General features: G+C 41.4%; 23 protein-coding genes, 2 tRNA genes and 1 pseudogene. 12 read left to right on the forward strand and 14 right to left on the reverse strand.

The window, feature by feature from the left end; all coding sequences use genetic code 11:
• Nucleotides 1–38: 38 nt before the first annotated feature.
• Nucleotides 39–986, reverse strand: coding sequence for a pirin family protein (locus E0H80_RS12730; RefSeq protein ID WP_131366379.1), 948 nt, complete (start codon nt 984–986; stop codon nt 39–41).
• 328 nt (nt 987–1,314) lie between these two features.
• On the opposite strand from E0H80_RS12730, the gene E0H80_RS12735 reads away from it, so the two are divergent.
• On the forward strand, nt 1,315–2,586 hold the full coding sequence (locus E0H80_RS12735) for a GGDEF domain-containing protein (RefSeq protein WP_131366381.1): 1,272 nt from the start codon (nt 1,315–1,317) through the stop codon (nt 2,584–2,586).
• A gap of 13 nt (nt 2,587–2,599) precedes the next feature.
• Here the strand turns inward: E0H80_RS12735 and E0H80_RS12740 are convergent.
• The 3 genes and pseudogenes from E0H80_RS12740 to E0H80_RS12750 all read right to left on the reverse strand — a co-directional run bounded on the left by E0H80_RS12740 (nt 2,600) and on the right by E0H80_RS12750 (nt 5,790).
• Nucleotides 2,600–3,375 (reverse strand): annotated as a pseudogene (locus E0H80_RS12740) (restriction endonuclease).
• Nucleotides 3,376–3,685: 310 nt separating this feature from the next.
• On the reverse strand, nt 3,686–5,254 hold the full coding sequence (gene guaA / locus E0H80_RS12745; RefSeq protein WP_067864669.1) for a glutamine-hydrolyzing GMP synthase: 1,569 nt from the start codon (nt 5,252–5,254) through the stop codon (nt 3,686–3,688).
• A 269-nt stretch (nt 5,255–5,523) separates the two neighbouring features.
• Nucleotides 5,524–5,790 (reverse strand): hypothetical protein, encoded by a 267-nt coding sequence (locus E0H80_RS12750; protein WP_131366383.1) that lies wholly within the window; start codon nt 5,788–5,790, stop codon nt 5,524–5,526.
• A gap of 266 nt (nt 5,791–6,056) precedes the next feature.
• On the opposite strand from E0H80_RS12750, the gene E0H80_RS12755 reads away from it, so the two are divergent.
• The gene (locus E0H80_RS12755; protein ID WP_131366385.1) at nt 6,057–6,689 is read left to right on the forward strand and encodes a DedA family protein; all 633 of its coding nucleotides are present in this window, start codon (nt 6,057–6,059) and stop codon (nt 6,687–6,689) included.
• A gap of 27 nt (nt 6,690–6,716) precedes the next feature.
• Here E0H80_RS12755 and E0H80_RS12760 read toward each other — a convergent pair whose 3' ends face one another.
• From E0H80_RS12760 to E0H80_RS12780, 5 genes are all read right to left on the reverse strand, one after another.
• Nucleotides 6,717–7,307: a LysE family translocator gene (locus E0H80_RS12760; protein WP_131366387.1), complete on the reverse strand. Its 591-nt coding sequence runs from the start codon at nt 7,305–7,307 to the stop codon at nt 6,717–6,719.
• 219 nt (nt 7,308–7,526) lie between these two features.
• A complete protein-coding gene (locus tag E0H80_RS12765) occupies nt 7,527–7,916 on the reverse strand; it encodes a hypothetical protein (protein ID WP_131366389.1) in 390 nt (129 codons plus the stop codon).
• Between the two features lie 8 nt (nt 7,917–7,924).
• Nucleotides 7,925–8,767 carry a ParA family protein gene (locus E0H80_RS12770; RefSeq protein WP_131366391.1) on the reverse strand — a complete coding sequence of 281 codons (843 nt, stop codon included), beginning with the start codon at nt 8,765–8,767 and terminating at the stop codon, nt 7,925–7,927.
• 82 nt (nt 8,768–8,849) lie between these two features.
• The gene (locus E0H80_RS12775) at nt 8,850–9,242 is read right to left on the reverse strand and encodes a SirB2 family protein (RefSeq protein ID WP_131366393.1); all 393 of its coding nucleotides are present in this window, start codon (nt 9,240–9,242) and stop codon (nt 8,850–8,852) included.
• Nucleotides 9,243–9,255: 13 nt separating this feature from the next.
• Nucleotides 9,256–9,567 carry a BolA family protein gene (locus tag E0H80_RS12780; protein ID WP_131366395.1) on the reverse strand — a complete coding sequence of 104 codons (312 nt, stop codon included), beginning with the start codon at nt 9,565–9,567 and terminating at the stop codon, nt 9,256–9,258.
• Between the two features lie 235 nt (nt 9,568–9,802).
• On the opposite strand from E0H80_RS12780, the gene E0H80_RS12785 reads away from it, so the two are divergent.
• The 10 genes from E0H80_RS12785 to E0H80_RS12830 all read left to right on the forward strand — a co-directional run bounded on the left by E0H80_RS12785 (nt 9,803) and on the right by E0H80_RS12830 (nt 18,477).
• A tRNA-Gly gene (locus tag E0H80_RS12785) sits at nt 9,803–9,875 on the forward strand.
• Between the two features lie 41 nt (nt 9,876–9,916).
• Nucleotides 9,917–9,992: transfer RNA gene (locus E0H80_RS12790), tRNA-Gly, on the forward strand.
• Between the two features lie 300 nt (nt 9,993–10,292).
• Nucleotides 10,293–11,408, forward strand: a complete 1,116-nt coding sequence (gene ribBA / locus E0H80_RS12795; protein WP_067864692.1) for a bifunctional 3,4-dihydroxy-2-butanone-4-phosphate synthase/GTP cyclohydrolase II — start codon at nt 10,293–10,295, stop codon at nt 11,406–11,408.
• An 18-nt stretch (nt 11,409–11,426) separates the two neighbouring features.
• Nucleotides 11,427–11,897 carry a 6,7-dimethyl-8-ribityllumazine synthase gene (gene ribE / locus E0H80_RS12800; RefSeq protein WP_004649641.1) on the forward strand — a complete coding sequence of 157 codons (471 nt, stop codon included), beginning with the start codon at nt 11,427–11,429 and terminating at the stop codon, nt 11,895–11,897.
• 4 nt (nt 11,898–11,901) lie between these two features.
• Nucleotides 11,902–12,351 (forward strand): transcription antitermination factor NusB, encoded by a 450-nt coding sequence (nusB, locus tag E0H80_RS12805; RefSeq protein ID WP_131366397.1) that lies wholly within the window; start codon nt 11,902–11,904, stop codon nt 12,349–12,351.
• Nucleotides 12,352–12,371: 20 nt separating this feature from the next.
• Nucleotides 12,372–13,304 (forward strand): thiamine-phosphate kinase, encoded by a 933-nt coding sequence (gene thiL / locus E0H80_RS12810; RefSeq protein ID WP_131366400.1) that lies wholly within the window; start codon nt 12,372–12,374, stop codon nt 13,302–13,304.
• Nucleotides 13,282–13,803, forward strand: a complete 522-nt coding sequence (locus E0H80_RS12815) for a phosphatidylglycerophosphatase A (protein WP_131366402.1) — start codon at nt 13,282–13,284, stop codon at nt 13,801–13,803. Before thiL ends, E0H80_RS12815 begins: the two co-directional genes overlap by 23 nt.
• Before the next feature lie 22 nt (nt 13,804–13,825).
• Nucleotides 13,826–15,190 carry a bifunctional UDP-N-acetylglucosamine diphosphorylase/glucosamine-1-phosphate N-acetyltransferase GlmU gene (gene glmU / locus E0H80_RS12820; protein ID WP_131366404.1) on the forward strand — a complete coding sequence of 455 codons (1,365 nt, stop codon included), beginning with the start codon at nt 13,826–13,828 and terminating at the stop codon, nt 15,188–15,190.
• A gap of 13 nt (nt 15,191–15,203) precedes the next feature.
• A complete protein-coding gene (gene glmS, locus E0H80_RS12825) occupies nt 15,204–17,042 on the forward strand; it encodes a glutamine--fructose-6-phosphate transaminase (isomerizing) (RefSeq protein WP_131366406.1) in 1,839 nt (612 codons plus the stop codon).
• Between the two features lie 64 nt (nt 17,043–17,106).
• Nucleotides 17,107–18,477 carry a phosphomannomutase CpsG gene (locus E0H80_RS12830; protein ID WP_131366408.1) on the forward strand — a complete coding sequence of 457 codons (1,371 nt, stop codon included), beginning with the start codon at nt 17,107–17,109 and terminating at the stop codon, nt 18,475–18,477.
• Between the two features lie 55 nt (nt 18,478–18,532).
• On the opposite strand, the gene galE is transcribed toward E0H80_RS12830, so the two are convergent.
• Genes galE through E0H80_RS12855 form a run of 5 tightly spaced genes read right to left on the reverse strand, consistent with a single transcriptional unit; the run spans nt 18,533 to nt 25,283 of the window.
• A complete protein-coding gene (gene galE / locus E0H80_RS12835; protein ID WP_131366410.1) occupies nt 18,533–19,552 on the reverse strand; it encodes a UDP-glucose 4-epimerase GalE in 1,020 nt (339 codons plus the stop codon).
• The gene (pgi, locus tag E0H80_RS12840) at nt 19,545–21,218 is read right to left on the reverse strand and encodes a glucose-6-phosphate isomerase (RefSeq protein WP_131366412.1); all 1,674 of its coding nucleotides are present in this window, start codon (nt 21,216–21,218) and stop codon (nt 19,545–19,547) included. Before pgi ends, galE begins: the two co-directional genes overlap by 8 nt.
• A complete protein-coding gene (locus E0H80_RS12845) occupies nt 21,218–22,474 on the reverse strand; it encodes a nucleotide sugar dehydrogenase (protein WP_131366414.1) in 1,257 nt (418 codons plus the stop codon). The genes pgi and E0H80_RS12845 overlap by 1 nt, the downstream gene beginning before the upstream one ends.
• A 53-nt stretch (nt 22,475–22,527) precedes the next feature.
• Entirely contained in the window at nt 22,528–23,403 is an 876-nt protein-coding gene (gene galU / locus E0H80_RS12850; RefSeq protein WP_131366416.1) for a UTP--glucose-1-phosphate uridylyltransferase GalU, read from the reverse strand.
• Between the two features lie 14 nt (nt 23,404–23,417).
• The gene (locus tag E0H80_RS12855; protein WP_416224592.1) at nt 23,418–25,283 is read right to left on the reverse strand and encodes a polysaccharide biosynthesis protein; all 1,866 of its coding nucleotides are present in this window, start codon (nt 25,281–25,283) and stop codon (nt 23,418–23,420) included.
• Nucleotides 25,284–25,389: the final 106 nt, after the last annotated feature.

Below are 25,389 nucleotides of genomic sequence, written 5' to 3' on the forward strand. Positions count from 1 at the left end.
ATGATTCCTAAATATTAGCTTTATTTTAAATTTTATCTTTATTTGGAGGCACGCATTTGATCCGGAAACGCCGGGGCTTCCAAGCGTGGTCCCGGATAATCAGCGATCTTGCCAAAACGTGCATGTTGTTCAATCCAGTGGTCACGCGCCTGGCAAAGTTCTTGCTGAGTACGACCAACAAAGTTCCACCAGAGTAATATTGGCGACTCAAAAGGTTCACCACCCAATAGCAGAATACGACTGCCCTTATGCAGCTGGATTTCAATTTGGGCCACGCCCGGCTCCAGAACGACCATATTGTCTTCAGTCAGTTCATGACCATTTACGACAGCAGCGCCATCCAACGCCATGAAACCGTATTCAAATTTTGGATTAAGTTTAATTCGGGTGGTGGTTGATTCTTTTGCTGTTAAATCCACCCCAAGTAATTCTGTATGCACGGCTACCGGTGATTTGGTGTTTAAAAACTCACCGACCAATACGGTAAATTCGACCTGATCTTTTTCTACCACTGGAAGTTCTGGATAATGCTCAAAACAGGGTGCCATATTCATTTGATCATCTGGCAACGCAATCCAGAGCTGTGCAGCATGCATATGAGTTTCAGTTTCTGGTGCAACTTCAGTATGTGAAATACCATAACCTGCCGTCATCAAATTGACCTGCTTTGGGCGAATCAACTGTTTCGTGCCCAGACTGTCGGTATGCATCATGGTGCCTTCAATCATCCAGGTGAAGGTCTGCAAGCCGATATGTGGATGCGGTCCAACATCCAAGCCATCGCCTTGCGGAAACGTCACGGGACCGGCATGATCCAAAAAACACCATGCGCCAATTAAGCGTTTATGGCGGCTGGGTAAAGCACGTTTAATCACGGTGCCCTGTCCAATTTCCGCGCTCCGCAAAGGAAATTCCTGAATAAATTGATTTACGTATTTTTCACAATCGTCTGAATCAGAAAGCTCTGTATAGTTGCTATTGGTCATATTTTTATCCTGAATTGTAAGGACTAGACTGTTTTTAATGTCTGACTTATTCATATGATCATATAGGCTCTTACTGATTCAGCCTATAGCCAAATTAATATGCTGAATATCATGTATAGGACAATATTAGTTTTGAAATTTTCCTTAATAAAACAAGCCCTTCATTTTTCATTTGCTCCTCTATTCATCTCCTATTCATATGAATTTTATACATAAATAAAATTTTGTCACAATTGTCTGCCCCATTGATTGTTTAAGCTGTATACAAAATCCCTTCCTGTCCCTATTATTCTTGCTTTACGAATCCCACACAGAAAGGGGTATCTCCATGTTGAGCGGAGATCAAGAAAATTCTTATAACAACAATGATAAAAATCCTCATCAGATTGGAACGAATGAGGACAAAAATTCACATCATGAAACTGCTTATATTTTACCCAAGCAGCTGTGTACAGTTGAAAATAGAAAATCGATAGAACAGGAATTGCAAGCTCCCACCACCCGTATTCCAGATCAATTTCAACCATACTACTTGGACTATCAAAATACACACCAACGACAATTTTTAAAATGCGTTAATTTTATTGGCCAGATTACATTCTTAAGTTATTTCTTTATAGACTGGTTGCTGATTCCTGAAATTGGCATGCTTTCCGGTATTTCACGGCTCATTCTTGTGCTCTGTGCAATCATAATTAACTGGCTTGCCTTTCGTTACTGCAAAAATATTAAAATTCTAGATAGCTTGCTTCCCCTATACGTCGCAGCAGCGGCTGCACTGTGGCTAGGTCTGCTGATTTTGTCACATAGCGCACTTGTGCCAACATATATATATGCTTCTGTAATTTTTATTTTATTGGGCAATTTATGTGTACAAGTCTCCTTTCGAAATTCAATCTTCACTTCTTTGCTGATTAGTGCGGTCATTTTTTATGGTGTATTTCAGCTGATCAGCTTAGAAAAAATTGTTTTATTTTCGCTCATCTATGCTCCTGTTTTATTACTCAGCATGTATATCAGCTGGAATAACACTTTAAATTCAAAACGTAATTTTTTACGGGTGCTATTAAATGACTGGAATTACTATGCCCTAACTGAACTGGCACATACCGATGAGTTAACTCAACTCAATAATCGTCGCCAGTTTTTGCAGGTTGCTGAACAAACCATTCAGAAGTGGCCAAAATATAATTTAGCCTGTTTATTGATGCTGGATATCGACTTTTTCAAAAACATTAATGACAGCTATGGACATGATATAGGTGATGAAGTCCTTCGAGTGCTTGCTGAACTTGCGCGTAAAGAAATGCGATACACCGATGTGTTAGCACGTTTTGGCGGAGAGGAGTTTATTGCGTTACTGCCGAATACCACCTTGGAGGATGCGGTCGCAATTGCGAATCGCTTGTGTCGAACCATTGAAAGTCATCAAATCTGTATTAAAGATAAGTTGTTTTTAAATTTTAGTGTCTCGATTGGGGTGTCCCAATTACAACCAAATCAAAATGATTTGAGTTTACTGATTAAAAATGCCGATATTGCGCTGTACCAAGCCAAGAAAAATGGTCGCAATCAGGTGGCGATTTATACCTGTGAATAATTAAAATGAATCGCTAAAAAGTTTCTTCATCAAAACGGTCTTGGTCGATTTTATAAATATGAAAACTTCGTTCAACTTGAACACCCAATCCAAATTCGATCATCAGTGACGTGAGTTTATCGCCATCAATTAAGACAATTCCAGATTTTTTAGCTGATTCAATCGCTTCTTTACTAAAATTTGATGTCGTTATAAAAACGCCTTTCTTCGCGACTTGATCCGCCAAGGCACCTTTGAATTGCTGAATATCAGGACGCCCGACTGTATTTTCCCAACGCTTGGCTTGAATATAAATTTTATCTAGCCCTAGACGATCTTCACTAATCACCCCATCGATACCACCATCGTTGGTTTTACCAATCGCTTGTGCTGCATCTTGATGTGATCCGCCATATCCCATGGCAACGAGTAAATCGACAACTAATCTTTCAAAAAAAGATGGAGAGTTCTCTTTTATAAATTTAAGTAAATCATTTTTTAAATTTAATGTTAAAAGATTAGTTGTATTTTGAATCGTTTATTCAGGTGTTTGCGTTTCTTGGTATTTTTTTTGATGCCCTTCGTCATTACTAACTAAGCTATTTTCTATTTCAACTTTATTTGATCTACTGAATTTAAAATCCTGAAAACTGTCAAACTGAGATAGAAAATCATTCGTCATCGAGTTCAAACCATTTAAATCAATTGTCTTACCTAAATCACTAATCTCACAAAATGCTCTTTTAGGTTGTTGTACTAGACCTGCTTTTACCAAATATTTTTTTGCCACGCGACTCGATCTTTAAATATATTTTTACCACTTGGAAGTGATTGACCTAATTCTTTATCTCACAGATTAGAACTCGCTGCTAATAAATCGACTATATCTGAAATTTTTATTGGCTTATTTTGTTCAGCTAAAAGTTTCATCAATGGCAACATGAGTTGATCGTAAGTAGGCAATGCCATTTATTTTCTCATTAAGTATTTAATTTTCAAAAATTATAGAATAAAAAAAGAGCGCCTAAGCGCTCTTTTTTCGAATAATTTTCTTCACTGCCGCGCGCATAGCGCTTAGCGTAATTTAGGCAGAAAGCAAGAGCTTCCTGAAAGCCCTAAATCACTCCCATTCAATCGTTGCTGGTGGCTTAGATGACACGTCATAAACTACACGTGAAACATCTTTAATTTCGTTCATGATACGGGTCGAAATTTTATCTACCAATTCATATGGAAGATGAGCGAAACGTGCTGTCATAAAGTCAACCGTTTCTACCGCACGAAGCGCAATCACCCATGCATAACGACGACCATCACCGACTACACCCACAGATTTAACTGGTTGGAATACAGCAAATGCCTGAGCAGTTTTATCATACCAACCGCTGGCATGAAGTTCTTGCATGAAAATGTCATCCGCTAAACGAAGGATGTCCGCATATTCTTTTTTCACTTCACCCAAAATACGCACGCCCAAACCTGGACCCGGGAATGGATGACGGTAAAGCATTTCGTGTGGCAAACCTAAAGTGGTTCCTAAACGACGTACTTCATCTTTAAACAAGTCACGAATTGGCTCAACCAATTCAAATGCTAAATCTTCTGGCAAACCACCCACGTTGTGGTGGGATTTAATCACGTGCGCTTTACCGTTTTTAGTCGCAGCAGATTCGATTACGTCTGGGTAAATCGTACCTTGAGCAAGGAAGTTCACGCCATCTAAAGCACGTGCTTCTTCAGCAAAGACTTCAATGAATTCACGGCCAATAATTTTACGTTTTTTCTCAGGATCAACTTCACCGGCAAGTGCAGTTAAGAAACGCTCTTCAGCATCTGCACGAATTACGCGAATACCCATGTTTTTAGCAAACATGTCCATCACTTGCTCGCCTTCGTTCAAACGAAGCAAACCGTTGTCTACAAATACGCAAGTCAATTGGTCGCCAATCGCACGGTGTAAAAGTGCAGCGACTACAGATGAATCTACGCCACCTGACAGACCAAGCAATACTTTTTGATCGCCGATTTGAGCACGTAATTGTTCAACACGCAGGTCGATAATATTTTCAGAGTTCCAAAGATTACGACATCCGCAAATGCTGTGTACAAAGTTAGATAATAACTCTGCGCCTTTTGCAGTATGAGTCACTTCTGGATGGAACTGGACACCGTAAAAACGACGTTTTTGATCGCTTACCGCTGCAAATGGACAGCTTGGCGTGCTTGCAGTTACAGAAAAACCTTCTGGAATAGCACTGACTTTATCGCCATGACTCATCCAAACATTCAGTTTGTTTTCGCCATCGTCCAAATCGCCAAGAAGCTGGTCACGGACTAAAACATCAACCGCAGCATAACCAAATTCATGTACTGTACCTGGCTCTACTTTACCACCAAGTTGTTCAGACATGGTTTGCAAGCCATAGCAAATACCCAATACAGGTACACCTAAGTTAAATACAACTTCAGGTGCGCGTGGACTACCTTCTTCATGAACACTTTCAGGACCACCAGACAAGATGATACCGTTTGGATTAAATGCGCGAATGTCTTCTTCAGACATGTCATAGGCATACATTTCAGAATATACACCAGCTTCACGTACACGACGTGCAATAAGCTGACTGTATTGAGAACCGAAGTCCAAGATCAGGATGCGGTCTTCAGTGATTTGAGTATTGGTAGTCATGACAAACAACTATGTAAGGCAAACGAAATAAGCGCTGCATTCTATCATTTTTCGTCGCATTAAGCACACTATTCGCACAAGGTCTGCATTCAATTGATTGCATTATATTTTGATTATAAAAAAGCACCCTTTTCGAGTGCTTTTTAATTTTTCACTTTTAACCGCATCTAGATCCATGGGTTCATTAGGATGAGCGTGGGTTTTTCGAACAATTACCCCAGAAAGCGTGACCGCAGTGTTATCGGGAAGTTGTTTTGCCTGTGCAACAGTCACCATATTTTAAGCAGCTTCAGTAATAATGGCCTGATCACCTTAAGTATCCATACAGGTGCTGTAGAAAGCATTGAACCGGTAACAAACAGTGCCAATAATATTTTGTTCATGATTGACTCCGCTATTGCAGTAGCAATCATGATATTGAAACAACCTTCAGGAAATTTATACGCAGCTTTATGTAGGGTATTTATCCGAAGTGTCTGTCCATGAAAAATAAAGCCGAAAATAAAGGGGAAAATGGCTAAATCTAAAGCAGCCACCAGACGCAGCAAGGCATCGGGCTATAGGGATAGAACCTTATTTTTATAGCCATATTGGGATTAAAGATCGGGTGACATTTTAATTTTTTTAATGACCTGTTCATCCTAAGCGTGTTTTTCTATTTCTAGAGGGATTCAAAAAATAATGTGCAAGATAAATCCTGACAAAAAGGAAAGGATGAAAAAGCAATTAATTTCTTTTCTGATACTGACTTTCATGTCCCAGACTGCTAGGATTTCAGCACATTTTTGTTACCTGTAGCCCCATGGAACTGCTTGATTTTATCTTACATGTCGATACCCATCTGCTCGAATTTATCACCAATTATGGCATCTGGATTTATGCCATTCTCTTCCTCATTATTTTTGTGGAAACCGGTTTGGTGGTTATGCCATTTCTACCGGGTGATAGCTTATTGTTTGCTGCGGGTGCATTAGCGGCTTCAACTGGGGCAATGGATCCTGTCGTTCTGGTGATCCTACTTTTTGTTGCTGCGGTATTGGGCGATACCCTGAACTATCATATTGGTAAATTTATCGGGCCACGAGTTTTTGAAATGGAATCCCGTTTTATTAACAAACAACATTTAGCGTATACACAAAAATTCTTTGAAAAGCATGGCGGTAAAACCATTATTTTTGCCCGTTTTATCCCTTTTGCCCGTACTTTCGCTCCCTTTGTTGCCGGTGCCGGCAGCATGAATTATAAATTCTTCCTGACCTATAATCTAATTGGCGCATTCTGCTGGGTCGGTTCATTTATTACCTTGGGTTATTTATTTGGCAACATGCCGATTGTCAAAGACAATTTTACCCATCTGATTTTTGGCATCATTATTATTAGTGTACTGCCTGGCATTATTGGTTTTATCCGCCAAAGGCTGAAAAAGGCACATTAAACGAGTGTGTTGCAACCGCTGTAAAATTTAAAAGAAACGAATCATCACAGGCAACATCCCGAGCAACAGCAGCATGGCCGATCCTTTATATAAAAGATTGGCTTTTATTTGCTTCGATTGACCGGCCAAAATAACGCTTCCAAATGACATCCAGAACACCACGGTAGGCAATAGCACCAAACTGAATGCGGCAAATACCAAGATAAAATTGGTTGGACTGTTCCAGGTTTCAATCGGTAAAACACCAGTGGCAAATAACAAGGCTTTCGGATTTTTAAAAGTGGAAAAAAACAGTTGTCGAGGTCGGATAGAAGGGTGACGTTGATTATGCGTTTCTAAATCGGAAACTTTCCATAAATGGAAGGCCATCCAAATCACATAGAGGGCGCTAAAAAAATGCACAATATGAATAAAGTTCGGCCAAACTGGACTACATAAGTGAATCAGCAATGCCCATAAATTAATGGCATAAAAATAGCCAAGCAGCTCGGCTGGAATAAATAAACTGGTTTTGGCAATGCCTTGTTGGTGTGCAGAGCTTGCAAGTAATGCGTTAGTTGGACCCGGAATCATCAGAACCGCAATCACTGCCAACACAAAAAGCCAACTCTCAATCATAAAGACCTGATATCACCACTAGAAGAGTGGCACACCTTATACGAAAGTCACAAAAAGTGACAAGTATTTCGATCAGGAAATCATAACCTTATGCGTCTAAATTTCACCCTAAAAATTAATAAGTAACTGATAGTAATATTTTTTTCTTGAAACATTTTGCTAAGATTTTATCATCCTGCTGTACATTTAACATGCACAACAGAATGATTATGCGAAAGATTATGGCGCTTTATGACGAATAATAATCGGACAATTTTTGAATTGGGCTGCCTGAACTACAGCTTCTTGCTCACCCAACAAACGGGCTAATTCAGTTTTTTTGGTATTTGAAGATTGTCCCATGTTGACTGAAACACTTGGCCCAATGCCCCAACCACCACGACTGCCCCAACCTCCCCCAACGCCTACACCAACACCCACGCCGCTACGTTTAGGAGGTTGTACACCATTGTCAACATATTGCTGGATACGGTTATATTCACTTTGTAATTGCTGACAGTTCAAGGCCTGATATTGCGTCGGTGATACATAAGTCGGTTTGACGGTTGTCGCACATGCAGCTAATAAAACAGTACTACCCAGTAATAGGCTTAAATACATTGTTTTCATGGGAAACCTCAAATTTTATTTTGTTCAATTTCATTGAACAATGATTGATAGGCTTGCGTCAATTTATGTTCGGTAGCCAAATAAATGAGAGGCTGATTTTTAAGATGAGATTCTTTCATTAAAATTGACGGGGGCAACATACTGTCTAAAACAGGCAAACCTTCATCTTTAAGTTGCTGTACCACTTCACGTGGCAATTTTGCCTGAGCCTGAAACTGATTGACGATAATCCCTTCAATTTCCAGACGGTCATTATGATCATCTTGGGTTTCAATGACATTTTCAATCAGGGTTTTTAAGGCACGTTTTGAGAAGACATCACAATCAAAAGGAATCAGCACCCGCTCTGCGGCAATCAGTGCAGACAAAGTAAAGAAGTTGAACGCGGGTGGCGTATCAATATAAACCCGGTCATATTGTCCAGCCAACTGTTGCAAGGCATCGCGTAATTTATAAATTTTATGTTTCGATTCTAAAGCGTGTGCCAGTGCGCCTAAAGTTGGACTGGCCGGAATCACATGCAGATTTTTAAAGGGTGATTGATGGACATAGCTTTCCAGACCTTTGGAGCGGCTCTTTAAAAGAGAACCAATGGCATTACCTAAAAGCCCTTTACTTTGGTTAGCACCCAGTACTTCTTCAAAATAGTTTTCAACATTCGGCTCCAATGCAGGTTTATCAACCGAGTAAGTTGCATCATCTCCCAACACATATTGACTGGAATTGGCTTGAGGATCGAGATCAATCAGTAAAGTTTTAAAACCTTGATGTGCACTGATCGCCGCTAAATTTACGGCAATACTTGACTTGCCCACCCCACCTTTTTGATTAAAAACCACACGTGTCCGCATTGCAGCCCTCTATGCTTTATATTTATTTATTGCTGGCAGTTTAACCTACCTGCCTTGCTTCAAAAACAATTATGTCTAACAATCAACCGAAATTTGGCTTAATGATGACGAGGCCAATAATCCCAATCAGTGCCACGATAGCAATGGCTAGACCTGCACGGCGTTGTGTCAATAAAATACGGTCATCTTTTTTATATGCTTTGATTAAAGATGAAAACAAAACCACAAATAAAACCACTTTGGCATAGAACCATGGCTGCACTTCAAAGTTTTTAATTACTAAAGATGTAACACCAGTCAATATAATCAAGGTCATCGACAAATGTTGAAGTGCCACCAAGAGTTTCCGTGCTACAGGATTTGGCTGATTGCCCTGAACTTCGACAAACAGAGTAAAAGCCCGAGCAATCACCACGCCAATAAGCAATGCCACAATGCTCATATGTATAATTTTAACAGTCAGCTGCATGTCCATTGTTCAATATCCCTTATTCAGATTTGGGTGCATGGGCACAGTCAGGACTCGGCGTGGCTTGTCCTTGCCATTCCGACGGAACAAAAGCGTGAATTGCCAGTGCATGAATACGGCTTGGACTCAGTAAATCACCCGCAGCAGCATAAATTTTTTGATGACGTTGCACTAAACGTAAACCTTGAAAAATATCACTGACCACAATCACTTTAAAATGTGATTCTTTACCCGGAAAATAACCGCCATGACCTGACGATTCATTTACCACTTCTAAATGTGTCGGAGATAACTCCTGAAGGCGTTGAATCAGTTGTTGTTCTAAAGTCATAATAATACTCCCAAATTACTTAAGCGCTGGATTGATTATAGCGTGTTCCGCTTCAATCTTTACCCTGAACCCGCTAAATCATTCAACAGTTTTATTAAGCAACCCTTCTGATTTATAGTATTTTTGGTTACAAAATCATCAAAAGCCTGGAAAATGGTTTTATTTTATGCAATTGATACAAGTTTTCTCACAAAGTTATTGACCCTGTTTTTGCATACTGTATTATACACGGCATGCGGGAATAGCTCAGTTGGTAGAGCATAACCTTGCCAAGGTTGGGGTCGGGAGTTCGAGTCTCCTTTCCCGCTCAAATTTTTAAGTGTAAGTTTTTTATAAAACTGCTCAATTTGCGGAAATAGCTCAGTTGGTAGAGCATAACCTTGCCAAGGTTGGGGTCGAGAGTTCGAGTCTCTTTTTCCGCTCCAAATTTAAAAAGCCCTTATCGAAAGATAGGGGCTTTTTTATGCAATAACAGTTTAAAATATCCCCAATCCTGACCATTTTGCATAAGCTTGTTATGAATTATGTATTTTAACTGCTTAAAAATTGGGCACAATCACGGCTTTTTAAAAGAAAGTCCTCTTTTCAAGCTTTCTATGACTGTGTATAACAATGGGCAGTTAGGGAAATCAATAAGCATAGGCAAACGACGTCAAAACACGTTAGACTATGCAGCAATCAATGCAAGCAAAATGTCATTTGAGACAAAAAGAAGGTGAAGGTTGATGCCGCTCAATACCGTTGAAGAGCTCGTAGCAGATATCCGTGCAGGAAAAATGGTCATCCTGATGGATGATGAAGATCGTGAAAATGAAGGTGATTTAGTCATTGCGGCGACACACGTACGTCCGGAAGACATCAACTTTATGATCACCCATGCACGTGGTTTGGTCTGCCTGACTTTGAGTAAGGAGCGTTGCCAACAGTTAAATCTACCGCTTATGGTGGATGCTAACGGCGCACAACACGGCACTAACTTTACCTTGTCAATTGAAGCGACGAATGGCATTACTACAGGTATTTCACCTGCTGAACGTGCCCATACAATTCAAACTGCGGTTGCAGCCCATGCAAAACCTGCAGACATCGTGCAACCCGGACATATTTTCCCCCTCATGGCTCAACCAGGTGGGGTATTGCACCGTGCCGGTCATACTGAAGCCGGTTGTGACTTGTCTCGTCTAGCAGGTCTTGAACCCGCTTCTGTGATTTGTGAAATTATTAATGAAGATGGCACGATGGCGCGCCGTCCAGACCTGGAAGTTTTCGCAGAAAAACATGGTTTGAAAATTGGTACGATTGCTGACCTCATTCACTACCGCATGACCAATGAGCAAACGGTAGAACGCATTGATCAACAAACCCTAGATACCGAATACGGTACCTTTGAATTGTTCCGTTACCGTGAACTGGGTAACCCAGATATTCATTTAGCTTTGGTCAAAGGTCAGCCGAAAGAAGGGGTGACGACTGTGCGTGTCCATGGCTTCAATCCGGCACGTGACTTACTTAAACTCAATAAGCAAGACGGCGAACCCGCGTGGAACTTAGACCGTGCCCTGAAAGAAATTGCACACAGTGATCGTGGTGTCTTGGTCTGGATTGGTCAACGCCACCTACAAGATTTAGGCCCTGCACTGGACAGCTTAACTGCACCGAAACCAACAAAATCCAATGCTGCCCTTTCACAGCAATATCAAACCATTGGTGTTGGCGCACAAATTTTACGTGATTTGGGCGTTGAAAAAATGAAGCTGCTGAGCTCTCCATTACGTTTCAATGCACTTTCAGGCTTTAACTTAGAAGTGGTGGAATATGTCACCGCACAACAAACATCTTAAGAAATAAACGAGGTTGCTATGGCAGTTCGCCGTATTGAAGGTATGTTACATCTCGCGAGCGAAGGCCGTTACGCGATTTTAGTCGGTCGCTTTAATAGCTTTGTAGTCGAACATTTGCTAGAAGGTGCAATTGATACATTGAAACGTCATGGTGTATCGGAGGATAATATCACTGTTGTTCACGCACCTGGCGCTTGGGAACTTCCTGTTGTGGCAAAAAAACTTGCCGCTTCAGATCGTTTTGATGCGATCATTGCACTTGGCGCCGTGATTCGTGGTAGCACACCTCACTTTGATTTTGTTGCTGGTGAATGTGCCAAAGGTTTAGGCGTTGTTGGCCTGGATACTGGCTTACCAGTGATCAACGGTGTATTGACTACGGATAGTATTGAACAAGCGATTGAACGCTCTGGAACAAAAGCAGGTAATAAAGGTGGTGAAGCTGCCCTTACTGCAATTGAAATGGTTAACTTGTTAAAGGCTATTTAACGCTATGTCGCAAACACTTCAAGCAACTTATGCAGCAAAACGTAAAGCACGTCGCTTTGCTGTACAAGGAATTTATGAATGGCAGATGAGCCACAATCCGGTGCATGAGATTGAAGCACGTACGCGTGTGGAAAATGCCATGCATAAAGTGGATCTAAGCTATTATCATGAATTGTTGACTCAAGTGGTTGCCAATCATGAAGCATTGGATGCGCTTTTAATCCCTGTACTCGATCGTGAACTTAGCGCCCTTGACGGTGTTGAACTTGCGACCCTTCGTCTGGGTGCCTATGAATTGAAAGATCATCTTGAAATTCCATATCGCGTCGTTTTAGATGAGTCAATTGAGCTGGCTAAACACTTTGGCGGTGCAGACAGCCATAAATACATCAATGGTGTATTGGACCGTTTAGCAACCAGCTTACGTGCAGCAGAAAAGCAACAAGCCAACTAATTTTTAAGTAGACTTGTTGCATGGCTGAGTTTTCGATTATTGACACCTATTTCAATCGTCAGACTGTTACATCTACTGATGTCAATTCTGTCGATTTGGGTGTTGGTGACGACTCAGCCTTGCTCACCCCCCCACCCAACCAGCAACTGGTCATCTGTGCCGATACTCTGGTTGCCGGCCGACATTTCCCTCTAGACACAAATCCCCATGCCATCGGCTGGAAATCTGTTGCCGTCAATTTATCTGATATTGCTGCAATGGGTGCCAAACCGCATAGTATTCTTCTTGCGTTGAGCCTACCCCAAATTGATCATGACTGGCTGAAAGGCTTTAGTCAGGGTTTATATGAGTGTTGCGATCAATTTGGTGTGAGTTTAATTGGCGGTGACACCACCCAAAGTCCTCATTTAACCATTTCTGTCACTGCCCTCGGCTGGATTGAAACAGGTCAAGCCATCACACGTGCTGGCGCGCAAATGGGCGACTATGTTTGTGTGAGCGGAACTGTGGGTGATGCTGCATATGCCTTGCAACATTTGGGACATCCGCTACAACAACGTCTGGATTATCCAACGCCACGTTGTCAGCTCGGTCAACAGCTAAAAGGCTTGGCATCAAGTATGATTGATGTATCTGATGGCTTGGCCCAAGACTTAGGGCATATTCTTAAAGCATCACATGTCGGTGCAACTTTGGATTTAGACCAACTACCGGTTAATGCCGCTTTAAAAAAATTACAACAAGAAAAGCAATGGCAATACGCACTCGCGGGTGGCGACGATTATGAATTATGCTTTACAATAAGCCGGCAAAATTATGAAAAAATTTTGCAACAACAAATAGATGTCAACATTACCAAGATTGGACAAATTACCCAACAAAAAGGCTTAACTTTTGTGCAGAATGGCGTAGATCATTCGCTGCAATTTTATGGATACCAACATTTTGCATAAACCCAGCATCAACTTTAAAGACATGTCATGGTTAAACCGCTGCATCGTGTTTTGTGGTGTGGGATTCGGTTCCGGTTTATTACCCAAAGCCCCTGGAACTTTTGGTTCTGCTTTTGCATTGCTGTTTATTCCTGCATGGTTAAGTCTGGGTTTTTTAAATAGCCTTTTTGCCATTGTCATCATGTCCTTAATTGGCATATATATCTGTGGTCAAACTGCCCAAGTCATGGGTGTGCATGATGATGGTCGTATTGTCTGGGATGAGTTTGCCGGGCAGTCCATTACCTTTTTACCGCTCATTTATTTAGGGCACATGAGCTGGTTATGGATACTGGTTGGATTTGCCTTATTTCGTTTGTTTGATGTATGGAAACCTTGGCCTATTCGCGTAATCGATCGTCAAATCGGTGGCGGCTTTGGCATTATGTTTGACGATATTATCGCCGGCATTTGGGCTGCACTATGCATTTACATTTATTTATCGTTCCTGATGGCTTAAGCTAAAAATTGTAGGATTACACATGTCTACTAGCGTTATTATTCTTGCTGCAGGTAAAGGGACACGTATGCGTTCCAATTTACCGAAAGTATTACAACCTCTTGCAGGACGTCCTTTACTGGGTCATGTGATTGAAACTGCAAAAAAACTCAATGCGGCAAATATTATTACCATTTATGGTCATGGTGGCGATAAAGTACAACAAGCCTTCGCGCAAGAAAAAATTCAATGGGTAGAACAAGCAGAACAGCTCGGAACAGGTCATGCGGTAAAAGTCACCCTCCCCGTGCTTCCTGCTGAAGGTGTATCTCTTATTCTTTCGGGGGACGTACCTTGCGTCACTCAAAATACCTTACAACGCCTACTTGATGCCTCAGCACAAACCGGTATTGGTATTGTGACTTTAACTGTGGATGATGCAACAGGCTATGGTCGTATTGTGCGTGAAAATGGACAAATTCAAGCCATTGTCGAACATAAAGACGCCAGCGATGAACAACGTCAAATTAAAGAATTTAATACCGGTATCTACTGTGTCAGTAATGCCAAATTGCATCAATGGTTACCCAAGCTTTCCAATGAAAATGCGCAAGGTGAGTATTACCTGACGGATATTATTGCTATGGCGATTGCAGATGGCTTAGAAGTTGCTTCTGTTGAACCGGACCTTGCTTTTGAAGTTGAAGGGGTCAATGACCGTGTACAACTGGCAAGATTGGAACGTGAATTCCAAAGCGACCAGGCAAAAAAACTCATGCAGCAAGGCGTGCATTTAATCGACCCTGCTCGTTTTGACTTACGTGGTAACTTAAGCGTTGGTCAGGATGTTCGTATTGACATCAACGTGATCATTGAAGGTGACTGCGAATTTGGTGATGATGTTGAAATTGGTGCAGGCTGTGTGATTAAAAATACGAAAATCGCATCCGGCACCAAAGTTCAGCCTTATAGCATTTTTGATCAAGCAGTGGTGGGTAGCGATGCTCAAATTGGGCCATTTGCACGCTTACGTTCCGGTGCAAAATTGGCAAATGAAGTGCATATCGGCAACTTTGTTGAAGTTAAAAATTCAAGTATTGGTCTTGGCTCTAAAGCCAATCATTTCACTTATTTAGGTGATGCAGAAGTCGGTGCAGGTTCAAATATTGGTGCGGGTACCATTACCTGTAACTATGATGGTGCCAATAAATATAAAACGATTATTGGCGATGCTGCTTTTATTGGTTCAAACAGCTCACTGGTTGCTCCTGTCAGTATTGGCAATGGGGCAACTGTCGGTGCCGGTTCTGTCATCACACACGATGTTGCCGAGAATAGCTTAGCTTTTGAACGTTCAAAACAAGTGGCTAAAGAAAACTATCAACGCCCCCAAAAATTGAAAAAATAAGAGGATTATAAATATGTGCGGAATTGTCGGTGGCGTTGCTGAACGTAATATTAGCAATATTTTAATTGAAGGCTTAAAACGTCTTGAGTACCGTGGCTATGATTCAGCAGGTATGGCGCTGATTAGTGGCGGCCACGTACTGCGTGAACGTCGTGTAGGCAAAGTCGTCAACCTGGAACAGGCAGTCGCTGAAGCTGACATTCAAGGTTCACTCGGTATTGCACACACCCGTTGGGCAACGCATGGCAAACCGACTGAAAATAATGCTCATCCGCATATTTCAGGCACGGTAGCTGTTGTTCATAACGGTATCATCGAAAACTATCAAGAACTTAAAGATGATCTTGAAGCACTCGGTTATGTGTTTACTTCACAAACAGATACTGAAGTGGTGGCCCATTTAGTCAATGATGCATTGCAATCGGCGACTAACCTGTTAACTGCAGTACAGCAAGTCGTTCCGCAGCTTAAAGGTGCTTATGCTCTCGGGATTGTACATACCGATTATCCGGATGAATTGATTACCGTTCGTGAAGGTTCGCCGCTAGTGATTGGTGTCGGAATTGGTGAAAACTTTATCAGTTCGGATCAATTGGCGTTACTTCCCATTACCAATCGCTTTATTTACCTCGAAGAAGGTGATATTGCGCGTTTAACCCGTAATAGCATTGAAATATTTGTAGATGGTCAATTGGTTCAGCGTCCTGTGAAAGAATTGGATGCCACGGTAAGCAATGCTTCTAAAGGTGAATACAAACACTACATGCTCAAAGAAATTTATGAGCAGCCAGAAGCGATCCAGCAAACCATTTCCCAGGCATTGAATGGCAATGTTTTACGTGAAGATTTCTTAAAAAATGCTGTCGTTGATTTTGAAAAAACTCAACAGGTACAAATCATCGCCTGTGGTACCAGCTACCATGCGGGCATGATCGCAAAATACTGGTTCGAGCAACTGATTGATTTACCGTGCCAGGTTGAAATTGCCAGTGAATTCCGCTATCGCACACCTGTGATTGTAAATAACACACTCTATGTCTGTATTTCACAGTCAGGTGAAACGGCCGATACCTTGGCTGCACTTCGTGATACGCAAAAACGTGCTGCTGCAAAAAATTTAAACATTGCAACCCTAACCATTTGTAATGTTGCAACCTCTTCAATGATTCGTGAAACCAACCATAGTCTACTTACGTTGGCTGGGCCAGAAATTGGGGTTGCATCGACCAAAGCTTTCACTACGCAACTTGCCGCACTCATGTTGTTGGTTTTAAAAATTGGGCAAGTGAAGCAAAGTATTACTGCTGAAAAAACCACGGCGATCATTACCGACTTATGGCATGTGCCGAAAGTCATTTTAGATACTCTGCAAAAAGATAAAGATATTTTGCGTTTATCTGAACTTTTTGTAGAAAAACAACACTGCTTATTCTTGGGTCGTGGTACAGAGTTCCCTATTGCACTTGAAGGTGCTTTAAAACTGAAAGAAATTTCATATATCCATGCTGAAGGTTATGCAGCAGGTGAGCTGAAACATGGTCCACTCGCACTGGTTGATAATGACATGCCTGTGGTGATTCTTGCACCTCAAGATGACATGCTGGATAAACTCAAGTCCAATATGGAAGAAGTTCAAGCCCGCGGTGGTGAGTTGTTTGTATTTGCCGATGAAAACAGTGGAATTAAAGGAAAAGATCGTCAACATGTGGTACATGTGCCAAGTATCAGTCCAATCCTTGCTCCAATTGTTTACAGTATCCCGGTGCAACTACTGTCTTATCATGTAGCCGTATTGCGTGGTACCGATGTTGACCAGCCACGTAATCTGGCAAAATCGGTCACTGTAGAATAAAGATTTATTTAATATATAAGAGGCTGGTAAAAACCGGCCTTTTCTTTATAGTGAGAAAATAAAAATGACGCAACTGACGTGTTTTAAAGCCTATGATATTCGTGGCAAACTGGGCAGCGAATTGAATGAAGACATTGCCTATAAAATTGGCCGTGCCTATGGTCAAATCTATCAACCAAAATCAGTCGTCATTGGTTGTGATATCCGCTTAAGCAGTGAAGCATTGAAACAAGCCACGATCAAAGGCCTCAATGATGCTGGCGTCAATGTTCTTGACTTGGGCATGACCGGTACAGAAGAAGTCTATTTCGGCGCTTTCCATTTGGATGTACAAGGGGGTATCGAAATTACCGCCAGCCATAATCCAATGGATTATAACGGCATGAAACTGGTTCGTGAAAATGCCCGTCCCATTAGTGCCGACACCGGACTTAAACAGATTCAAGCGTTGGCAGAAGCAGAAAACTTTACTGACGTTGCAAAAAAAGGTACTACTCAAAATTACAATATTTTGCCTGAATTTATTGAACATTTGATGAGCTACATTGACCCGACCAAAATCAGCCCAATGAAATTGGTGATGAATGCCGGTAATGGTGCAGCAGGTCATGTGGTAAATGCCATTGAAGAAAAATTTAAACAGCTGCATATTCCAGTTGAATTTATCAAAATCAACAATCAAGCTGATGGAACTTTCCCGAATGGTATTCCTAACCCGATTTTAATTGAAAACCGTGATAGCACCCGTGATGCAGTCATTCAGCATCAAGCAGATATGGGAATTGCCTGGGACGGTGACTTCGATCGTTGCTTCTTGTTTGATGAAAAAGGTCAGTTTATTGAAGGCTATTATATTGTTGGCCTACTTGCACAAGCCTTCTTGCTGAAGCAGCCCGGTGAAAAAGTTGTTCATGACCCTCGCCTGGTGTGGAACACCTTAGATGTGGTCGAGCAATATCAAGGTACTGCGGTGCAATCAAAATCTGGACATGCCTTCATTAAAGATGTGATGCGTGAGCACAATGCAGTTTACGGTGGTGAGATGAGTGCGCATCATTATTTCCGTGATTTTGCCTATTGCGATAGTGGCATGATTCCGTGGTTACTGGCGGTTGTGGTGTTATCTGAAACCAAACAATCATTATCCAGTCTGGTCGAAGAAATGATTGCGAAATTTCCTTGTTCAGGTGAGATCAACTTTAAAGTTGTCGATACTCAAACCACCATTCAAAAACTTTTTGATCATTATGCCGATCAAAAGCCAGCAATCGACAAAACGGACGGCGTTAGTCTGGACTTTGGTGCATGGCGCTTCAATGTTCGCGCTTCAAATACCGAACCCCTATTACGTTTAAATATCGAAAGCCGCCGCGACAAAAATCCAAAACCGATGCAAGAGTATGTTGATGAATTAACTTTACTCATTCAAAGTTAATTTAATTGGAGCAATAAAAAGGGAGCCTATAAGCTCCCCTTTTTATTTAGATGATTTAGTTTTGATAACCCGTTGGGTTTTGTTTTTGCCAGTTCCAACTGTCCGCCAACATATCTTCCAAGCCATATTGTGGGGTCCAACCCAGCTCTGACACTGCACGTGCATTATCGGCAAACGAGGTGGCTACATCCCCTTCACGGCGAGGTTCAATGCTATATGCGACTGGAACATTATTGACCCGCTCAAAGGTCTTTACCACGTCCAACACCGAAGAACCCTGACCTGTGCCAATATTCCAGGCACGACAACCTTGAGTATTTAGACGGTTATTCAAGGCACATAAATGCGCATTGGCCAAATCGACCACATGGATATAATCACGCACTCCGGTGCCATCAACGGTATTGTAATCATTGCCATAAATGGCTAGTTTTTCGCGACGGCCTACTGCCACCTGAGTCACATAAGGCATTAGGTTATTTGGAATTCCTTGTGGGTCTTCGCCAATGCGACCACTTTTATGTGCCCCTACAGGATTGAAATAACGCAGTAAGGCAATCGACCAACGCTCATCAGCAACTGATAGTTTTTGCAACAGCTGTTCAACCATCAGTTTGGTATAACCATAATTATTATTTGGCATACCTGTAGGCATCTCTTCATTCAACGGAGATTTATTGGCTTCATCATAAACCGTTGCAGAAGAGCTAAAAACCAAATTAAAGACTTCGGCCCGCTCCATTGCTCTGACCAAACTAATTGAACCAGCAATATTATTGTCAAAATAGGTTAAAGGAATTTGCTGACTTTCTCCCACCGCTTTTAAACCGGCAAAATGAATGACGGCATCAATTTGATATCCAGCAAAGACAGTATCCAAAGTTTGCGCATCTCGAATATCACCTTCAACAAAAGTTAAAGTTTTGCCGGTCAACTGTTGCACACGGTGAAGAGACTCTTCGGAACTGTTGCAAAGATTATCCAGAACCACCACCTCATGCCCTGCATTTAACAGTTCAACACAAGTATGCGAACCGATATAGCCGGCCCCGCCTGTCACTAAAATTTTAGCCATTCTTTTTTCCCAATAATATCTGGATTAAACCTTGAGTAGAGCCGTCTAAACGTGAAATATCCTGCACATCACCATTTAAAATCGGTAACAGCTGATTGGCAATTTCCTTGCCTTTTTCAACACCCCATTGATCGAATGGATTGATATTCCAAAGTACAGACTGTACGAACACCTTGTGCTCATACATGGCAATCAGCATACCGAGGCTATAAGGATTCAATTCTTGTAACAAGATGGTGGTGCTGGGCTGATTACCGCTATATTGCTGATACAGAGGCAAAGACTCGAGTTCTGCTTGATCAAGTGCCTGATTACCAAATGCCAATAAGCGTGACTGTGCCAGACAATTCGACAATGCTAAATGATGCTGCTCGACCAGGGCCTCAGCGTTTTCTGCATAGGTAAACTGATTGGAATTATAACGTTGCACCGGGGCAATAAAGTCACAACTCACCGCCTGTGTACCTTGATGTAACAATTGATAAAATGCATGTTGGGCATTGGGTCCCACTTCACCCCAGACGATCGGACAGGTATCTAATTGTACTTTTTCACCATTGCGCTGAATCGATTTACCGTTCGATTCCATTTCTAACTGCTGCAGATAAGAGGCAAAATATTTCAGGCGACCATCATAGGGCAGTACTGCATGGGTTTGAATATCAAGAAAGTTGTTGTTCCAAACCCCAAGCAAGCCCATCAGTACCGGAATATTTTGCTTTAAAGGTGCAGTTTGGAAATGTTGATCAATCGCATGTGCACCGGCAAGCAATTGTTTAAAACCTTCCACCCCGATGGTTAAAGCGATTGGCAAACCAATACATGACCAGAGCGAATAACGTCCCCCGACCCAGTCCCACAGGAGAAACTGATTTTCCTCGGCAATGCCCCACTCCGTCATTTTTTCAGGTTTGGTCGAAACACCCACAAAATGATGTTTCAGCATTTGACTATGTTGACCAAAGGCTTTTTCCAGCCACAAGCGTGCAGTTTGCGCATTCGACAAGGTATCAATAGTGCCGAAGGACTTGGAAGAAATAATAAATAAAGTGGTTTCTGGACGCAGTTTATGCAAGAGCTCGGACAACTGACTGCCATCAATGGTTGACACAAAATGGACATCGAGTGATTTTACAGTCGCCTGCTTAAAATCAGATAAAGCTTGCGTTACCATCAATGGCCCAAGGTCTGATCCACCCACCCCGATATTAACCACATCCTGAATCACTTCACCGGTTGCCCCGCGACATTGTCCGGCATGGATTTTTTCCACCAGGCTAAACATGCGTTGTAATTGTTCATGTACCTGATTAGAAAGTTGTGTATGGAGTGGATGGTTTTCAGGAAGACGCAAAGCCCAATGCATGGCTGCACGCTGCTCGGTATAATTGATTAACTCTTCAGAAAAAAGCCTTTTAATCCAGTTGTCCAGATTTTGTGTTTCAGCAAACTCAATCAAATGATCTAATACACTTTGATCAATACGATGCTTACTAAAATCCAAAACAATCTGTTCAAATATCACTGAGAACTTTTCGAAACGCTGCTCATCTTGTGCGAACAGCTCATTTAAATGCAGTTGCTCAAATTGTTTTTTTAAAGCATCCAGTTTAATTAAAACAGATTTATCATTCTTAAGCAGAAAGGGTTGAACTTGATGTTTCATTAGCGTCCAACTCCCATATAAGCAAAACCTTGCGCTTTCACATAATCTGGATCAAAAATATTACGACCATCTAAAATCAAAGGATGCTGCATGCTCTGGAGCAATTTCCTATAATTCGGACTCCAATATTGTTTCCAGGCGGTGAGCAAACACAAGGCATGAGCGCCTTTTACAGCTTCATATCGATCGGTACAATAAATCAGGTCTTCACGATGACCATATATTTTTTCAATTTCTGCAAGGGCTTGAGGATCATGCAATTGAACTTTAATGCCTTGCGCCCATAAGGCTTCCAACATGACATGAATAGGAGATTGTTGAATACGAGAGGTATTCTCCTTAAATGAAGCTCCCCAAATGGCGACGGTTTTTCCTTTTAAGTCACCATGGAAATAGTTCCATAATTTTCGAAATAAAAGTTCTTTTTGCTGTTGGTTAATTTCCCAAACCTGAGCCAGTAACTGACTTTTAACCCCCGTACCCGACACCGTATTTGCCAAAGTCATCACATCGTGGGAGAAGTTTTCCCCACCAAAGCCGGCACCCGGATACAAATATGACGCACCAATCCGGCTGTCTGCAGCCATGCCCTGACGAACATGCTCAATATCAATACCCAGCTTTTCCGCAACCACCGCCAAGTCGTTAATATAGCTAATTCGCGTCGCCAACATTCCAGAAATACTCAACTTGGTGAATTCAGCATCGAGAACAGGCATAAACAGATACTGTTGCTGACGGGGAAATAAAGGACGCAATAATTCTCTGACTTTATTTTGAACTTCAGGTCGAATACAGCCGACGATCAGCTGTTCGGCTTGCGTCATACTAGGTAGTGCATTACCTTCCTGAATCATATCGGGTAAATACACCCACTCATCTTCAGCAAGAATCTGCTGGAATTTTTCAGTACTGTGTAGCCCCAAAGTTGAAGCATTAATCATCAACTTTGGATGAATAATAGGTCGTTGTTTAAGTTCTTTTAAAATTTCGATACCTAGTGCTTCTTCAGCCGGGCTTAAACTAAAAAAATAGGCATCAATGTCCAAAGAAATTTCATTAAAGTTGCAATATTGAAGGAACCCATTTTTTTCCTGTTTATCCAATAACTGCTTAACCGCTTCATCTTGTGCATAGACTTGTTCTGAGGATGACTTTTTTAATACATCACACCAATACACCTGATGTCCGCACTCTGCCAATAAAGCTGCCATTACACCGGCATAAAGGGTTTGTCCAAATACCGCAACGTTCATAGAAGCTCCTAATTTTATTAGTTTATAATTTCATAGCTTTATAATTTATAGTTTTATAGCTTTAACTCTTTAATCAAGGCTTTAAAATTTTCCCCCAATTTTGGATGATCGATCCCATAATGAAGTACTGCTTTTAAATAACCAAGTTTACTACCACAATCGAAGGTCTGACCTTTCATACGATAAGCTTCAACAGTGTCTGTTTCCTGAAGCATGGCAATCGCATCGGTCAACTGAATTTCATTGCCCGCACCTTTCGGCGTATTTTCAAGCAACTGCATAATTTTTGCCGGTAAAACATAGCGACCCACTACTGAAAGATTGGAGGGTGCCGTACCCACTGCCGGTTTTTCAACAATGCCCTGCATTACAATGCTTTCACCTTCATTGGGGGAATGCTTAACATCGACAATACCATATTGATTAACCAAATGATCAGGTACTGCTTCCACCATAATTTGTGCAGCTTTTGATGCATTGAAACGTTGAATCATGAGACGTAGATCATTAACTGGATCATGATCTTTTACCAATACATCTGGCAATAAAACAGCAAATGGCTCATTACCAATAATGCCCTTTGCACAAAGTACAGCGTGACCTAATCCAAGAGGTTGGGGCTGGCGTACACTAATAATACTGACATGAGGAGGTAAAATTTCTGTGATTTCTTTAAGCAGATCAAATTTCTTTTTATGCTCGAGTATTGTTTCCAGCTCAAAGTTACGGTCGAAATAATTTTCAATCGATGCTTTAGAAGAATGAGTCACCAGAATAATCTGTTCAATCCCTGCTGCAACCGCCTCGCGTACCACATATTCAATTGCCGGACGGTCAACCACAGTGACCATTTCTTTAGGAATAGATTTACTGGCAGGCAAAAAACGGGTACCCAGACCAGCAACCGGGAGAATGGCTTTTTTGATCATCATCATACCTAACTTTAATTTACTTTAATTTCTTTACCGCGATGATAGCCATCAACATAATGCTCTAATTGTGTTAATGCCCAATTTACATCGTCATCAATAGCGGTAAGTGTATTAATTTTTTCAAAAATTTCAATTAACTCAGCTAAAGGATAATGCTTTTCAAAAGATCTTAAAATACGAGTATGTTGCGTAATTTCAGTATCTTCGTGATCAATGAGTAATTCTTCGTATAGTTTTTCACCTGGCCGCAAACCGGAATACTGAATTTCAATATCGCCATTTTGAGCGCCTGTTTCACGTACTTTTAAGCCACTTAAAGCAATCATCTGGCGGGCCAAGTCCTGAATACGCACCGGCTCACCCATATCTAACAAAAACACATCACCGCCCTGGCCCAAGGCACCGGCTTGAATCACTAACTGGGAAGCTTCAGGAATAGTCATAAAGTAACGTGTGACATCCGGATGGGTCACAGTAATTGGACCACCTTTGGCAATTTGCTGCTTAAACAACGGCACCACTGAACCGGATGAACCCAGCACATTACCAAAACGTACAATACTGATTTGGGTCTGGTCTTGCGCTTCTGCCATAGCCTGACAGTACAATTCTGCCATACGTTTGGAGGCACCCATCACATTGGTGGGGCGAACTGCTTTATCTGTTGAAATCAAAACAAAGGTTTCGACCCCTTTTTTCACTGCCGCATTCAAGCTAAATGCCGTACCAATCGAATTATTTTTGAGTCCAGCCAGTGGATTACACTCAACTAAAGGGACATGTTTATAGGCAGCTGCATGATAAACAGTTTGAACTGCATATTGCTCAATGATGCGTTCGAGTTTGGGTTGATCGAGCACCGTACCTAAAATGGGAATAATTTCAATATTAGTATTTAAATTCAATTCCTTATCAATACTGTACAGTGCAAATTCTGTCAGCTCATATATCACCAGTCTTTTAGGCTGATTTTTAATAATTTGACGGCACAATTCTGAACCAATTGATCCCCCCGCACCTGTCACCATCACCACTTTATCTTGGATATTCTTTGCCAGTAATTCCTGAATTGGCGGAATTGGATCACGTCCTAATAAATCAATAATATCAATTTCTTGAATATCTGAAATATGAATTTCACCATCGACCAGCTTGGTCAAACCTGGAATTTCGGTAATTTTAAGATGTGCAGGTTCCAGAAATTTAACAATCTCATTTTTACGGATACGGCCCACTGAAGGCAGTGCAATGAGTATTTCATCCACCTGCTGTTTGGCAAATAAATTTAGAGCATGTGAAGGAGGATAAACCCGTAATCCTCCAATCATTTGACTTGATAAAGAAATATCGTCATCAATGAAAAATACCGGAAAATGTTCATTAGAGCGATAGAGCGTAGCAGCAACCTGCTGCCCAGCATAACCTGCACCGTAAATAGCCACACGTTTACGTGGAATATCGGACTGCAGGTAAGACTTTACAAGGGCCCGAATTAAACCGCGACTCAACCAGATCCAGGCAAACATCATAAAACCGAACATCATGGGAATAGATGTAGGAATAAATGCATGGGTAAAATATGCCATGCCATATAAACCAATGACTGTCAGTACTGTGGCCAGTGCCAATTTAACAATAAATGCTTCATTAAATGTACGAACAATAAAGCGGTAAACACCGCAAACACATAAAGCTAAAACTGCTAAAAAACTGACCCAAAAAGTACCGAAAGCCAGATTGGGAACAACTTCTGTACCCAGGTTAAATTGACGAATGGCATAGCAGAGCCAGATAAGTATCGGAAAGATCACGAAATCTAAAGCAATAAGAAAGCTTTGTTTTAGGTGTCTTGGTGCGGTAGCAAATGGAACAATCATTGATTTCACGGGGCAAAGGCTTCTTTTTCAATTCTATTAGATAGCTAGCTTAGATAACCTTCTTAGATAAGCTTGTGTTTATCCAGATTCCCAAGCATTTAATTAA

It is taken from the genome of Acinetobacter sp. ANC 4779, assembly GCF_004331055.1.
Taxonomy (GTDB): Bacteria; Pseudomonadota; Gammaproteobacteria; order Pseudomonadales; family Moraxellaceae; genus Acinetobacter.